Annotated in this window: 12 protein-coding genes; 8 read left to right on the top strand and 4 right to left on the bottom strand. The window is 66.5% G+C overall.

All coding sequences use genetic code 11. The features are described 5' to 3' along the window. The first annotated feature begins 155 nt into the window (after positions 1-155). The 3 genes from AAW14_RS35815 (at position 156) to AAW14_RS35805 (ending at position 3,830) form a co-directional block, all read left to right on the top strand. The gene (locus AAW14_RS35815; protein WP_265568627.1) at positions 156-1,421 is read left to right on the top strand and encodes a ParA family protein; all 1,266 of its coding nucleotides are present in this window, start codon (positions 156-158) and stop codon (positions 1,419-1,421) included. After that, a complete protein-coding gene (locus tag AAW14_RS35810) occupies positions 1,418-2,665 on the top strand; it encodes a ParB/RepB/Spo0J family partition protein (protein ID WP_265568626.1) in 1,248 nt (415 codons plus the stop codon). Before AAW14_RS35815 ends, AAW14_RS35810 begins: the two co-directional genes overlap by 4 nt. 598 nt (positions 2,666-3,263) lie before the next feature. Next, positions 3,264-3,830 (top strand): DUF4291 domain-containing protein, encoded by a 567-nt coding sequence (locus AAW14_RS35805; protein ID WP_265568641.1) that lies wholly within the window; start codon positions 3,264-3,266, stop codon positions 3,828-3,830. Positions 3,831-4,113: 283 nt separating this feature from the next. Here the strand turns inward: AAW14_RS35805 and AAW14_RS35800 are convergent, their stop codons facing one another. Together AAW14_RS35800 and AAW14_RS35795 are read right to left on the bottom strand one after the other, a co-directional pair. Then, entirely contained in the window at positions 4,114-5,025 is a 912-nt protein-coding gene (locus AAW14_RS35800; protein WP_265568625.1) for a ParA family protein, read from the bottom strand. A gap of 281 nt (positions 5,026-5,306) precedes the next feature. Next, a complete protein-coding gene (locus tag AAW14_RS35795) occupies positions 5,307-6,473 on the bottom strand; it encodes a ParB/RepB/Spo0J family partition protein (protein WP_265568624.1) in 1,167 nt (388 codons plus the stop codon). A 1,393-nt stretch (positions 6,474-7,866) separates the two neighbouring features. On the opposite strand from AAW14_RS35795, the gene AAW14_RS35790 reads away from it, so the two are divergent. Continuing rightward, entirely contained in the window at positions 7,867-8,421 is a 555-nt protein-coding gene (locus tag AAW14_RS35790; RefSeq protein WP_265568623.1) for a Scr1 family TA system antitoxin-like transcriptional regulator, read from the top strand. Positions 8,422-8,998: 577 nt separating this feature from the next. On the opposite strand, the gene AAW14_RS35785 is transcribed toward AAW14_RS35790, so the two are convergent. Next, complete coding sequence (locus tag AAW14_RS35785) at positions 8,999-9,817, bottom strand: cache domain-containing protein (protein WP_265568622.1); 819 nt, start codon at positions 9,815-9,817, stop codon at positions 8,999-9,001. A 2-nt stretch (positions 9,818-9,819) separates the two neighbouring features. Next, the gene (locus AAW14_RS35780) at positions 9,820-10,545 is read right to left on the bottom strand and encodes a FadR/GntR family transcriptional regulator (protein WP_416223428.1); all 726 of its coding nucleotides are present in this window, start codon (positions 10,543-10,545) and stop codon (positions 9,820-9,822) included. Positions 10,546-10,767: 222 nt separating this feature from the next. Here AAW14_RS35780 and AAW14_RS35775 point away from each other — a divergent pair, with 222 nt between their 5' ends. From AAW14_RS35775 to AAW14_RS35760, 4 genes are all read left to right on the top strand, one after another. Further along, the gene (locus tag AAW14_RS35775) at positions 10,768-12,189 is read left to right on the top strand and encodes a gamma-aminobutyraldehyde dehydrogenase (protein ID WP_265568620.1); all 1,422 of its coding nucleotides are present in this window, start codon (positions 10,768-10,770) and stop codon (positions 12,187-12,189) included. Positions 12,190-12,238: 49 nt separating this feature from the next. After that, the gene (locus AAW14_RS35770) at positions 12,239-13,744 is read left to right on the top strand and encodes an APC family permease (RefSeq protein ID WP_265568619.1); all 1,506 of its coding nucleotides are present in this window, start codon (positions 12,239-12,241) and stop codon (positions 13,742-13,744) included. Between the two features lie 101 nt (positions 13,745-13,845). Beyond that, positions 13,846-14,154 (top strand): hypothetical protein, encoded by a 309-nt coding sequence (locus AAW14_RS35765; RefSeq protein WP_265568618.1) that lies wholly within the window; start codon positions 13,846-13,848, stop codon positions 14,152-14,154. A gap of 34 nt (positions 14,155-14,188) precedes the next feature. After that, positions 14,189-14,347 carry a hypothetical protein gene (locus AAW14_RS35760; protein ID WP_265568617.1) on the top strand — a complete coding sequence of 53 codons (159 nt, stop codon included), beginning with the start codon at positions 14,189-14,191 and terminating at the stop codon, positions 14,345-14,347. Positions 14,348-14,686 lie beyond the last annotated feature (339 nt).

The following is a 14,686-nucleotide window of genomic DNA, read 5'->3' as shown; positions in this document are numbered from 1 at the left end:
TACGCCGTAATGCGCCGAGGACTCAGGGGCCAGGGGAGCGAGCTATTACGGCGTAATAGGTCATGGGGGTCTCGAGGGTGCCCTGACCCCAACAAGTGCACCTAACTAACGTGTCGATGGCACAAAGGATCAAGAACGTTAGTATGGTGTCCTTCATGAGTTCGCCAGCCACCTCCAACGACCGCGAGAAGGTCGTCTCCAAGCTGCCGGGATGGCTCCGGCAGAACCTGAAAATCAGAGCCGCGCAGTACGGCGTCGACATCCAGGCCGCCGTCGAACAGGGAATCAGCGACTGGTGCGGCCTGGCCTCCGCCACTGCGACCATCGACACCTCCGGTGCCGACTCTTTCTCCACCTTCCTTCCTGCAGGCCAGTGGGAGGAGTTCCGGCACATCGCCGCCGACAGGCGTGTCTCCCTCATCCAGGGCCTTGCCCAGTCGATCCAACTGTGGCTGGACACCAACCCAGCACCCAGCATCGAACGCCCCGCGATCACCCGCCGAGTCATCGTCTGCAACCAAAAAGGCGGAGTTGGCAAAACCGCCATCACCGCCGGACTGGGCGAGGCGCTGGCCGAAGACCCCGACACCCTTCACCCTGTCCGCATCGCCAAGGCCCTCACCAAGGCTCTCCGCGCCAGCGAGGACCAGACCGACGGAGCCGAACCGGACGACGACCCGCTCGACATTGAGAACCTGCCCGGGCCCGGACTGCGGGTGCTGCTCGTCGACTTCGACCCGCAGTGCCACCTCACCAACCAGCTCGGCGCTGCACCGCTGCCGATGAACGGCGACAGCCTCACAAATCACATGGCGGGGGACCCCAAGGGCGACCTCCGCGATCTCATCGTCTCCATCGACGACGCCACGTTCGACGGCCGGCTCGACCTCCTGCCCGCCTGTAACGACGCATTCCTGCTCGACGTGCGTCTGTCCGCGGTCCGAGCCCGGGAAGCCGCACTGGAGAGGGCTCTCGCCTCGCTCGAGGCTGATTACGACGTCATCATCGTCGACTGCCCCCCCAGCCTCGGCCTCAGCATGGACGCCGCCGCCTACTACGGCCGCCGACGTGAGGGCGAAAAGCCCGGCCAGTCGGGCGCACTCGTCGTCGTGCAGGCCGAGGACAGCTCCGCCGACGCCTACGAACTGCTCACCACGCAGATCGACGACCTGCGCAACGACCTCCAGGTCGACATCGACTACCTCGGCATTGTCGTCAACCTCTATGACTCCCGCCGCGGTTACATCGCCACATCGTCTCTCCAGGGATGGGTGGACATAAAGGATCCGAAGGTCGTCGGACTCATCGGAGACCTCAAGGAACAGAAGGAAGCCGTCCGAGTGAAGAAGCCCCTGCTGTCCTACGCACCCAAATCCCAGCAGGCAGTCGGCATGCGCGCGCTGGCCAGGGAGGTCTTGTGAGCAAGGCCGATCAGCTGGGCGCCGGCCGGTTCGGCACCGGAGTTCGCCCGGTCAGCGCGCGGCGCCATGCCGTCGCTGCAGCCACAGGAGTCCCCACAGAAGGTGTTGCCCCGCCCTCAGAACTCCCCGTCCACCGCGTCAGCCTCAATCCCGACAACCCGCGCTCCAAGCTCGGAGACCTCACCGACCTCGCAGGCAGCCTGAAAACCCACGGCCAGAAGCAGGCGATCACGGTCATGAACCGCGACGCCTACGTAAAAGCCAACCCGGGCCGCGAAGCCGACCTCGAGCCGGACACCACCCACGTCGTTGTCGACGGCAGTACCCGTCTTGCCGCTGCCCGCGAAGCTGGAATCGCCACGGTCAAGGTGATGGTCAGCGACGACCAGGGCACCACCTCCGAGGAACTCCTCGAGTCCGCCCTCGTCGCCAACATCCACCGACAGGATCTGGAAGAACTCGACGAAGCCCGCGCTCTGCAACGGCTCCTGGCCATCCACGGCAGCCAGACAGCTCTGGCGAAGCGCCTCCACCGCTCTCAGGGCTGGGTGTCACAGCGCCTCGCGCTGCTCAACCTGACTCCCGAGCTTCAGGCCCGCGTTGGAGAGGAACCCATCGACCTGCTGCGCGCCGTCGGCAACAAGCCCGCTGACCAGCAGGCAGCAGCCCTGGAAGAACTCAAGGCGGAGCGGGCTCGCAAGGACAAGAAGACGCGACGAGAACCAGAGCCCCAGGAGGTGCAACAAGGAACGGACACCCCTGCGGACGGCGCCGAGGCCCGGCCTGTCGGTGATTACGCCGTAATCACCGAAGCCGCTGCCCAACGGGGCGAGGCGGATACGCAGAGGTCAACCGTCGAAGCGGAAGAACCGTCATCCTCTCCCCCGCCCTCTTCCTCTTCCTCTTCCTCTACCTCTACCTCTACCTCTTCCTCTTCCTCGGCCCGGCGCCAGGCGTCGCCAACTGCACCGCCTACGGCCTCAGAAACAATCCCTGAGCCAAGGGCGGACTCGCCGACGTCGGGTACGTCAGAGGCTCCCCAAAGCGAGGAGTCACGAGTTCGTAAGGTGCCGTACGACCAGCCCGGAGCCTTGGCGATGCTCCTCGACGTCAAGGTGAGCAGCGACGATCTCTTCTTCGACCTGCTTCGTTTCCTGAGCGTGAAGGGACTGGAACGGGACCCAGCCAGACTCCGTGAGCTCGCACAATCCTTCGTTGAACAGGCGGCCACTCGGGCCGGCTGACCAGGCCGTTCGGAATCCCGCTCCCAGCCGAACACAGGACCGGGAGCGGGATGCGCCGCCTGGCCGACAAGCAGGAAAACCGAGGGGCTGCAGGCGGACACTCCGCCTGCAGCCCCTCGGTTTTCCTGCTTGTCGGCTCTCGGAAACCGGGATGCCGACAACAGCCCAACAGTGACGGCGACAGTTGGGAATCAGCCTGCGGTATCCGGCCCACCGTCGACCTCGTCTGCCGGCCGTTCGGTTCGATGGCCGCTTCCTGCCCGGACCGGCCTCTTGGGCGCGGGCGTTCGTGCTGCGTCGTTCCAGTTCGGTGTCGGGGAAGCGGAAGCGGTGACGGACAGCACAGACGAGGGAAATGCGCACCTCCAAGGTTCGGCCCGGAGGATTACGATGTCGGCCCCGCGGGGGAGTGCGGCATCAACGGCCTCAAAGGCACCGCGCTGTGGCCACGAGCTACCACAAGCTCGCGGTCGGCTACGAGGCGACCGTTCTCGTAGCAGCCATCAACAAGTCGCCATGGTCGGCACATTCGAACTGCGCCGGGTCGGCGGGGAAAATGGTTCGCGATGCGAATGGGGTGGATGGGAGGGTGCGGTACATGGCACCCCAGTACCAAATTCGTGCCGACTACGACGCTGACACGATCGTGGTCTACCAGGCGTACGCGCCTGCCATCGCCGACGCGGCGCTGCGAGCCGGCCGCTTCGTTGCGCCGTTTTCGTTCCACAGGATGACGTGGATCAAGCCCTCGTTCCTGTGGCTGATGCACCGCAGCAACTGGGCCCGCAAACCTGGCCAGGAGCGCGTTCTCGCAGTGCGGATAACCCGGCAGGGCTGGGAGGAAGCCCTGTCCCAAGCCGTGCTCACGACCGCAGACCCGGCAGCTGTGGCCCAGGCAGCCGTACATGTCCAGTGGGACCCGGAACGCTCGTTGCGCGGAGCGGCACTGAACCACTACAGCATCCAGGTCGGCATCGGCCGCCACCTGATCCGTACCTTCACCGACGACTGGATCGTCAGCCTCACCGACCTCACTCCTCAGGTCCGCAAGGCCGCGGCACTGATACAAACCGGGCGTGCTACCAAAGCCCAGCGGCTATTCCCCACAGAGCGCGTGTATCCACTGCCACGGACGCTGGAAGGCCCCCTCTCCCCGGGTAGATGACGGCCGACTGCTGAGGGAGCCACCTGCGGTCTCAGACACTAGGAGCCCTTTCGTAACACCCTCAAAAGGGATCTTGTAGTTCTTCATGCGGGCGAAGACGTGCTTGACACGGGCACGGATCGGATCCGAAGGCCGAAACTGACAGTTCGTTGCACCCCTCCCCCGACTGTACTGACCAGCCCCCAGCCTCGGCGTGCATGCCCAAGAAGGAGCCCGCCTGCCGAGCTTTGGGCACAGGACCCTTGGGAGCGTCGCAACGAGTGTGATTGCGCCGCAATCACAGTTACCTCCGCGTGAAGCCGAGCGCCTGCGCCACCAGGTAGTAGTCGTCCGTGGCGGACAGGGCCTTCTCCGCAGTGAGCTTGGACGGGTTCTCCGTTGCGGGGTCGTAGAAGCGCAGCACCTTCTGGGCGGCGTACGCCTCGGGGATCCGCGGGCTCCTGCGCACGGTCGGCAGGACCATTTCCTCGTATGCTTCCTTGGCCTGCTGCTGGCTGTCGTCGTACACGGCGCCCTGGTTGCGTGTCGTCGGACAGTCGACGATGAGGATGTTGGCCAGCTCGGCCTTGGCACCCATGGCAGAGAAGGTGTCCCTGATATCGTCGATCTTCGCTTCCATGCGGGTAAGGGCGCGGAGTTCCTTCCAGCCCGGCTTGACGCACGCGATGACATGGTCGGCGGCCACGACGGCGTTGACGACGATGAGACCGAGGTTCCCCGGGCAGTCAATCAAGATCAGGTCGTACGAGTCGCGGATCCGATCGATCTGCTTGCGCAGCCAGAACTCGCGGCCGGTCTTGGGCGCGAGCAACTGCTCGGCCTCCTCGAGCGCGCTGGAGCCGAGCACGACGAACATCTTGGGCACCGCCTTGGCGCCTTCTTCGCCGACCGGGCCGACGAGCGCGGGAACCACAGCTTCCTCGATCTTGGCTGCGCCCGTAAGGACGTCGTAGAGGTTTGCCTGACTGGGGATCTCGTCCGGGTTGTCGTAACCGACGGCCGCCGAAGCGTCGCACTGGGCATCGGCATCGATCACAAGGGTCGTATAGCCGAGGTCAGCCGCGCAGGCGCCGATGTTGACAGCTGACGTCGTCTTGCCGGCGCCACCGCTCTGATTGGTGAGGGCGATGACCTGAGCGATGCGATCAGTAGTGCCAGTCGCGTTGTTGGTAGTCCGAGTGCGGGACGGAGTCATGGTGGGCCTCCACAGATGATTGCGGCGCAATCACTTCTCGAGTGGGCATCGCACGCATCCCAGTGGGGGATCGGCGAGTATGGTCGGGGCGGACAGGTGCCTGGGCGGCGGATCCTGGGCGGCCCTGAAGGGCGGGGTGATTGCGCCGCAATCACAGCAACTTTCATCAGCGGCATCGATGATCAGCGCTCTGGCCGCCAAGTGCTACCGGGGCGCACGTTATATGGCTCTGCGGCGCGATGACCAGGGGCCCCACCCGAACGAGGTGGGGCGATGGTGGATCAGATGTCGGGGGAGAGGTACGACTTGAGTTCTTCAACCTCTTCCGGACTGAGGAAGTCCATGATGGTGCGAGCGAGCTCCTCAACACCTCGCACGACGATCACACCGCGTGGCTCCTCAGCCGTGGTGACGGCGGCGACAGAAGTCTCCGGCTGCTGGACTGCTGTTCGGCGCCCGGCCTGAGGGGATGCAGGGAGCGAGCCGTTCTCTCGCGTGCTCTGCGCCGGCAGGGGAGCAGACTCGGTGCGAGGAGCGGCCGCGGGCGATGACGTACTTCCCCGGGGCTCCGGTACGGGCGTCTCTGCAGATTCCTCGTCCGTGATTGCGGCGCAATCGGTGTGGGCTTCGGGCGTAGGAATCGTCTGTTCCGAGGCTGCAACCTTGCTCATGAAGGCTGCCTGCGTGTCAGTCAGCTCGCCGCGCAGGAAAGCCTCCTGCAAGTCCGGGCGCAGCCGCGCAAAGACCGTCGCGGCTTCCCGGACGGGCAGCACCAGGCGAGTCTCCGTACTCGGTGACTCCTGCCCGCCGTCCTCCAGCAGTTGCTGCTCCTTCAACCAGTGATCGATGACTGCCTGCTGCAGTGCTGGGATGAGACGAAGAAGCGCTACACGATGCGAGACATACGTCTGGGAGCAGCCGACGCGCTTGGCCAGCTCGCGCTGCGACAGCCGCTTGCCGGACTCGTCCTTCTCGCCGAGGGCCTCTTCGAACTCTGCGGCTTCTTCAATGGGGTTGAGCCCCATCCGCTGCAGATTCTCCTGAATCGCAGCAATGCGGAGACTGGGCATCTCGTGACGCACGAGGATCGGCACTTCAGTCAGGCCGGCCTTCTGGGCTGCAGCCAACCTGCGGTGCCCGTGGTGCACCACGAAGAGAACTCCGTCAGCGACCCGAGCCTCGACGAACTCCTTGTGCTGCGGGTAGACCTGCACGTACACGTCCGGCGGGATCACCGTCATGGCAGTGTTCATTCCGTCCGAACGGAGCGTCTCTGCCAGCTCGTCGATCTTCAGCAGTTCCTTGCGCCCATTTTCCGGACTGGGCATCAGCTGGCTCGGGTGGACCGTCGGCAGACCCTGCGGCACGAGACGTGCCTGCTGACTCGCCGCCTTACGTGCTGCCCTCTCGGCAGCAAGGTTGCGGCTGAGGCCGGGCTTCTGAGGCATGAGCATCTCCGTATGAGCGATGAAACGGTCGCGGCATCGAGCCTATCGGCCGCCACGTGCCGACAGCGTTGTAGTGAGTGATTGCGGCGCAATCACTCACTACAACAGAGGCAAGAATCAGAAAGTCGTTCCCACAGAGCCGAAAGCTGTCGTCTGCGCGTGGTTGCGTCGTCATCCTCGTAGATCTTGACACGGCGCCAACTACTCCAGCTCAGAGAGCGGCAAGGCACACAGATGATCGTTTCTCACTGACGAACAGCCAGCGACCGTCACAGAGCAGACGCAGCGGGTCGCCACGGATCGGAGGGTGGATTTTACTCGAAGCAAGACGGTGGGGGAGTGGCATCACAGTAGCAACCGAAAGCATGGAGATACCCGACAGACCCAGGCGCGCCATGCCCGTACCGCGGTACCTGGTCGAACAGCTCGTGGACTTCTCCTTGCTGTCCAATCTCCTTGAAGTAAGGGCCGTGGTCGTAGAGGGAGTTCCCTCCACCGCGTCGAGGGCCGGCGACGTGAAGGACCAGGCCCTCAACCCTGAGCAGCCTTCAGAAGCCGGAGTCTGCCGATCCACCGCAGTAAGTCACGGCGGCGGGGAAGCTACTCCGCCCTGTCGACGTTGTGGAATAGGGTCTCCCTTCAGTCCCACTGGTCCATGCCGCCATGTCGAGGGAGAGTCGTGTGCCACGCAGAATCACCGAAGCCGAGGCCGTGAAGGCCATGATTGGCCGCGGAGCACGCCCTCTAGAACCCTTCCCAGGGACACAACTCCCATGGAAGTGCTTTTGCTTGAGTTGCGGCGAGGTGAGCGCGCCACGCTACAACGACGTCGTCAACCTGCACCAACTGCGCTGGGCGCGATGTGACCGAAGAGACCGACGGAAGCTGACGCTTGAGGCTGGCTTGGAGCCCCTCGTTGGCTTTCCGGTTCATGGCCCAGTCCGTGGTGACGCACAGGGAGCCCACCGGGATGGCGTTTTGCGCCGGGTTGGCCGCCTATGCGGCGGCTTTGCCGGCATCCACGTGGGTCAGGCGGTGCCTGAGCGTACCCGGCGGCCTTCGCTGCAGCCGCCAGGGCCCTGCCTGACCCCGTATTGGCCTGCTGTGCCTGGGACTTGGCGCCCTTTGCGTTCCTTTCCGCCTCGTTTGCCAACTCGGCCGCCGTCTTCGCCTCGGCCCGTCGTGCGGCGCCGATGGGCGGCGGCTGACCTGATCGCGGCCAACCCCGCAGGCCGACTCCATGTACCTCCATTGGAAGCGGCTCCGGCGCACGGACATGAAGCGGCTGGCGGAGATGTCCGCCAGCTGTACGAGCGCACCCGTCTGTTCCGCGTGTAGGCGTCCCACGTCATGCCCGGCTACCTCCAAAACGCCCGGTTACGCGACGGCGCTCATGGATACGATTGCTGGCTTCCGCGGCACCCCTGACGATGTGAGTGAGGCGGTCGAGGTCCGTATGCGTCGCGCCCGGGTCATCTACGAAGGCGGCCACGGCTTCGCAACGCTCATCGAAGAGAATGTCGTCAACCACCGGGTCGGCGACGAGGACGTGATGGCCGGCCGGCTCGGCAATCTCCTTGCCGCGATGACTCTGCCGTCGGTGTCGCTCGGCATCATCTCGGTCGCCGCTGCGCGGGAAGGGACCATGTGGCCGCTTGAGCATTTCACGGTCTTCGACGACTCAGGTATTCACGTGGAACTGCTCGCGGCGAAGGTGGCCGTCACGGCCCCCGGTGAACTGTACATCTATCTGCGCGCGTTCGGGCGGCTCACAGACCTGGTCGTGCACGGCGCTGAAGCGCGCGCTCTGATCCTGCGGGCGATCGAGGCGCTCCCGCCGCAGCCCGGCATGACGAAACGCTCGCCGCACAGCCCGGCATTGAGCCATGCAGGGGGTCGTTTGTGTTTCAGTTGGCCCCGGCCTGCACGTTGTTCGCGTTCGGCGTGACCCCGGACAGGGTGGGGGAGGCCAGTAGGGCCGTCAGGCCGGGTCCGGTGCGGCAGAAGCGGTACCCGCCCGAGGCCAGGTTCGCGTTGCCCGGCGTGAACGCGGCACCCAAGGCGCTGCCGCACGCGAACGTCGGGCTTCTCGTCCCCGCGAACAGCAGCGCTATGTAGTACCGGCCCGCGATAGCGGCGACAGAGGGCGGTCAGGTTCATCGCCTGGCCTTCGACGCGGCCCACCAGTTGGTCGGTCGACCTCGGCTCCTTCGTCTCCTCCGATCCGTGCAAGGCCGGCGACATCGAGCAGCGCAAGATGCTCTGCCTCACCTCGGACAGCCGCAAGCTCGCCGTATGTGCCATCCATCTGAGCACGGGGAGCGGCAGTTCCGACGGCGGCAGTCCCGTCGGCACGAATCAGCGGTGGCGGCCAGCGTTCTGGAGAACGTCTCCCGCCGCGGCTACACCGTCTGCGTCGGCGGCGACCTCAATGCGGAACCGATGTCGGATGCAGCCGACTTCCGACCCCACATGATCGTCGGCCCCGGCGTGTGCACCTGGAGTCGGCAGCTGGAAACGGTCGTTCAGGAGCCAAGTACGACCAGGGACAGGGGTGCGTCGCCGCAACGGTGGAGAGTGCCGCTGACGTTGGGGGCAGGGCTTGAGCCAGCCGTTTTCGGGGTCTTGAGGTCGGCGTGATGGATCAGGGATCCGGTGGTGTGCCGCGCTGTCGTGGACACCACCACCCGGCCCTGGGCGTTGACGAGCAGCGCCGGCGCCGCCATGCGGGCGAGATGCGGGAGCAGGCGCGGTTCGAGGTCGGAGACGTAGATGTCCGCTCCTACCACGCCGAGCGGTCCCTGCCCGGCACCGGCTGTGGGGCCGACCGGCATGGTGAAGGTGAGGGAGTACTCGTCGGTGCAGACGTAGTCGACGTACGGCCCGGTGATGTGGGGCCTGCCGGTGCGCATGGGAGTGTCGTACCAGGGCAGCCTGGTGAAGTCGACGTAGTGGTCGCTCGTGGGATCGAGGTTGATGAGGAGCCGGCGAACTGCTTCCGGCTCTTCACTGCGTACCCACCATTCCAGCCACATCCGCTCGTCGGTGAGCGTCCCCGGTGCCGGGACGAATCCGGCTCCGGCGACCATCCGGCCGCCGTAGCGGATCACGGCCTCGATGTCGGGGCGAAGCACCGCCAGATCCTGCCGCAGCAGGGCAACGCCCTCCTGCTCACGGCTGCGGATGAGGGCTTCGACGGCCGAGCGCAGGCCGTCCAGCAGGCCGAAGACATCGGTGACGATGTCGCGGACCAGCCCGGTCACCGCACTGACCGACTTCTCGGATGCGTCGCTCACCGGGTTGCTCACCTGCCTTTTCGTCTCGCTGTCGGGGGTTGCCGTCATGCTCACCCCTGCCCGGGTTCGGGGCGGACCAGTTCCAGCCGCAACTGCCAGAGCCGGTCCATTGCCTTGGTGATGTGCGCTTCGGCGAGCTCACGCGCCCGATCGGCGTCTGCGGAGGCGATGGCCGCGGCGATCCCGCGGTGCTCCTCGACAACGTGCTGCCCGGCGTCCGCACCGTCTGTCGTCAGCCACAGCAGGGCGCCCACCTCTGTCTGGAGCTTGAGCTCCTCGCGGGTGAGACGTGCGGACTGGGCCGCGGCCGCGACCTCGATATGGAAGAGCCCGTCGGCCCGGCGCCGGGACACGGCGTCGGGGGCCTCGGCGAGCTCCTTGATCGCTTCCTGCAGTCCCTGGAGGTTCTCCTCGGCCGCCCGCTGGGCGGCCAGACGCGCCGCGGAACCGGCGATGGCCGCGTAGTGGTCCGCCATGTCCCGGATCTGACCAAGCGTCAGTGCTTCCAGGCGCCGTCGAAGGATTGCTCCCGGCATGTCCTGCACGGCGCATACGAAACTGCCGCCCCCGCGGCCCCGTCGTGTGGTGACCAGCTTCTGCTGGCGCAGGATGGTCAGGGCCTCTCGCACGGTGACAGGAGACACGCCGAACTGTGTAGCCAATTCGCTCTCGGCGGGCAGCTGTTCCCCGTCGACGAGCAGACCGAGCGCGATGACGTCGGTCAGCCTGCGCAGGACAAGCTCCGCGCGCCCCAGACTCTCCAACGGGGCGAACAGGGCCACACGGGCGCCACCGGATAGAAGCCGTTGCCTCACGTGCCGCCTTCCCGTGTCTCTTGCCGAGTCTCCTGAGCCGTAACCGTAACCGGGAACCCCTTGCCGTATGTCCTATAGAACCATATGTTATCGCTCATCGCAGGCCGGTGACACCACCCGCCCTCCCACATCCCCGCCGCGCCACCCTCCGGCACCCCGTATCCACCGGCCCCTGGAGTCCCCATGCTCGTGCTGCGCAACTACATCAACGGCGTGTTCACCGATGCGGCCGACGGCCGCACCACCGACGTCATCGACCCCACCACAGGGGAGGCCTATGCCACCGCGCCGCTGTCCGCCGACGCCGACGTCGACGCGGCCATGGCCGCCGCAGCCGCGGCCTTCCATGCCTGGCGGGACACCACCCCCTCAGAGCGCCAGCGCGCCCTGCTGAAAATCGCCGACGCGATCGAGGGCCGCGCCGAGGAGCTCGTGGCCGTCGAGTCCAAGAACACCGGCAAGCCGATCGCGCTGACCGCCACGGAGGAGATCCCCCCGATGGTGGACCAGATCCGCTTCTTCGCCGGCGCCGCCCGCATACTCGAGGGCAAGTCCGCGGGCGAGTACATGGACGGCATGACCTCGATCATCCGCCGCGAGCCGGTCGGCGTCTGCGCCCAGGTCGCCCCGTGGAACTACCCGATGATGATGGCCGTGTGGAAGTTCGCTCCGGCCATCGCCGCAGGCAACACCGTCGTCCTCAAGCCCTCGGACACCACCCCGGCGTCCACCGTGCTCCTCGCCCAGATCATCGGCGAGACCCTCCCCCCGGGCGTCTTCAACGTCGTGTGCGGCGACCGGGACACCGGCCGGCTGATGGTCGAGCACGACACCCCGGCGATGGCCTCCATCACCGGCTCGGTCCACGCCGGCATCCAGGTCGCGGCCTCCGCCGCCAAGGACGTCAAGCGCGTCCACCTGGAACTGGGCGGCAAAGCCCCGGTCGTGGTCTTCGAGGACGCCGACATCCCCTCCGCCGTCGAGGGCATATCGCTGGCCGGATTCTTCAACGCCGGCCAGGACTGCACCGCCGCCACCCGCGTTCTGGCCCACGAGTCCGTCCACGACGCGTTCGTCGCCGCCCTGGCCAAGGCGGCCCAGGACACCAGGACCGGGCAGCCGGACGACGAGAACGTGCTCTACGGCCCGCTGAACAACGCCAACCAGCTCGCCCAGGTCACCGCCTTCATCGAGCGCCTGCCCGCCCACGCCAGGATTGAGGCCGGCGGCCACCGCGTCGGCGACAAGGGCTACTTCTACGCCCCCACCGTCGTCTCCGGCCTCAATCAGGACGACGAGATCATCCAGAGCGAGGTCTTCGGCCCCGTCATCACCGTGCAGAAGTTTCGCGACGAGGCCGAGGCCCTCGCCAACGCCAACGGCGTCGAGTACGCCCTGGCCTCCTCGGTGTGGACGAAGGACCACGCCCGCGCGATGCGCATGTCCAAGAAGCTCGACTTCGGCTGCGTGTGGATCAACACCCACATCCCGCTGGTCGCCGAGATGCCCCACGGCGGCTTCAAGAAGTCCGGCTACGGCAAGGACCTCTCCGCCTACGGCTTCGAGGACTACACCCGCATCAAGCACGTGATGACCGCCCTCTGACGACCGCTCCCTGCCCACATAGCCCGCACAACCCCACACAGGAGCTCCCATGACCGACAGCAGACCCCCGACCGTCCTGAGCGAGCAGGACCAGGACGCAGCCGATACGGCACAGCTCGCATCCCTGGGCTACCAGCAGCAGCTCACCCGCGCCCTCGGACTGTGGCAGAACTTCTCCGTCGGCTTCACCTACCTCTCCCCGCTGGTCGGCGTCTACTCCCTGTTCGCCTACGGCCTGGCCACCGGCGGCCCCGCCTTCGTCTGGTCGATCCCCCTCGTCCTGGCCGGCCAGGGCCTGGTCATGCTCACCTTCTCCGAGACCGCCTCGCAGTACCCCCTGGCCGGCGGCATCTACCAGTGGGCCAAGCGGCTCGTCGGCCCGCGCTACGCCTGGCTCTCGGGCTGGATGTACACCTGGGCGCTGCTGATCACCGTGGCGTCGGTCGCCTTCCCCATCGCCACCTACGCCGGACCGCTCCTGGGCTACCCCGTCAATCACACCACCACCGTGCTCACCGCAGTCGCCGTCATCGTGCTCTCCGGCGCCGTCAACCTCGCCGGGGTCAAGCGGCTCGCGTTCGCAGCGACCGCCGGAGTGGTGGCCGAGGTCGCCGGAACCGTGGTGCTCGGCTTGTACCTGCTGCTTTTCCACCACCACCACAGCGTCTCCGTAGTCGGCCACACCATGGGCGCGGGCGGCTCCGGCGGCTATCTCGGCGCCTTCCTGACGGCGGCGCTGTTCAGCGTGTGGATCTTCTTCGGCTTCGAGGCCTGCGGCGACATCGCCGAGGAGGTCAAGAACCCCTCCCGCAAGATCCCCCGGGCCATGAGCATGACGCTGCTCGTGGGCGGCGTGGCCACCGTCATCCTCACCCTGGGCCTGCTGCTGGCCGTTCCCGACCTCGGGGCCGTACTCAGCGGAAAGGACACGGACCCGGTGGGGACCGTACTCTCCACCTCGCTCGGCAGCGTGGGCTCCAAGTTCGCCCTTGCGTTGATCGTGCTCGGCTTCGTCTCCTGCACCCTCGCCATCCAGGCCGCATGCACCCGCCTCGTGTACTCCTTCGCCCGGGACGGAGTCATCGCAGGCTCCCGCGCGCTGTCCACCCTGCACCCCAAGTTCCACATGCCCCCCGGCGCCATCGCGGTCGCCACCCTCATCCCGGCAGGCATCACGCTGATGCCGTCGGCGACCGTCGCCCGCATCATCACCTTCGCCGTCGTCGGCATCTACGTGGGCTTCCAGAGCGTCGTCGTGGCCTCCCTGATCGGCCGCTTCCGCGGCTGGAGTCCGTCCGGCGCCTTCCGGCTCGGCCGCTGGGGCTGGGCGGTCAACCTGCTGGGACTGCTGTACGGCATCGCCGCGATCGTCGTGCTCTGCCTCAAGACACCCGCCAACGGCACCGGTTTCCTCGACCGCTGGCTCGTCCCGCTGTCGGTCGGCGTCGTGCTCGCAGCGGGGCTGCTGTACCTGGCCATCGCCCGGCCACGCGAACAGATCCGCGACGATGCGCGCGCGGAGGCGACCTCTGAACTACTCCTCTCCACGGAGTAAGGCCCTGACCTCTCACGCCCCCGCCGGGCGGCTGGCCTCCCCGGCCGCCCGGCCCCCCTCACCCCGTTGACCGCACTCTCCGTTCCTCTTTGGGAACTGCCGTGCTCAAGAAGCCGTCCCTGCCAAGCAAGCCCGCCCAACTGGCCACCGGTGCAACCGTGGTACTGGCCCGAGCCACCATCGCTGCAACGACCCAGCCACCAGCCCACCAGACCGAGCGGCATCGCGCCAGCACGCGGATCACCGTCGTCGAGCACGCCGAAACCGACACCGTGGCCGACACCGGCCGCACCGGCGACAGGCTCGGCGACCTGCTCGCTTTCGGCAATCCGCTCTACGACGCCACCGGCCGCCACCAGATCGCAACCGATCAGGGGTCCTGCATTCGCACCCAGGTGGCAAAGGTATGAGTGCACCTGGACTGCGACACTGCCCGGCGGCTCCATGGTCGTGCAGGGCCCCTACTACGACGACCTCCACGACCCGCTGCTCGCCATCACCGGCGGAACCGCCGCCTACGCTGACGCCCGCGGCCAGATGACGCTCCATGCGCTCGACGCGCAAGGGACCAAGTATCGCTTCACGTACGCGATTTCGCGCTGAAAGGCCCAAACCAGCTGCCGTCAGCTCGCCACCCTCGGTGCCTGCTGACACAGCTGTCCCATCCGACGGATGGGACAGCCCTGTATGCGCAAGATGCACTTCATCGGGCTCCCATCTCAGGGAGTATGCCCCACAGTTGCGCTGTGGCGATCGACGACCCCGGGAGCGGGTTCGGCACAGCCCGCGGCGATCGCTTCCACCAGATCCGGGTCCACCGCGACCAGCTCCTTAGCTTGTCTCTGAAGCTTCTATAGATCGTCAAGCCGTAGGAGACGGCGCGGGTGTGCCGGTGAATGCGCTGGTGAGGTGGTGGTATACCTCGCGCGCGACGAAGCGCTT

The organism is Streptomyces hygroscopicus, from assembly GCF_026168105.1.
Taxonomy (GTDB): domain Bacteria; phylum Actinomycetota; class Actinomycetes; order Streptomycetales; family Streptomycetaceae; genus Streptomyces; species Streptomyces hygroscopicus_D.
This window is presented reverse-complemented; position numbering and strand designations above follow the sequence as displayed.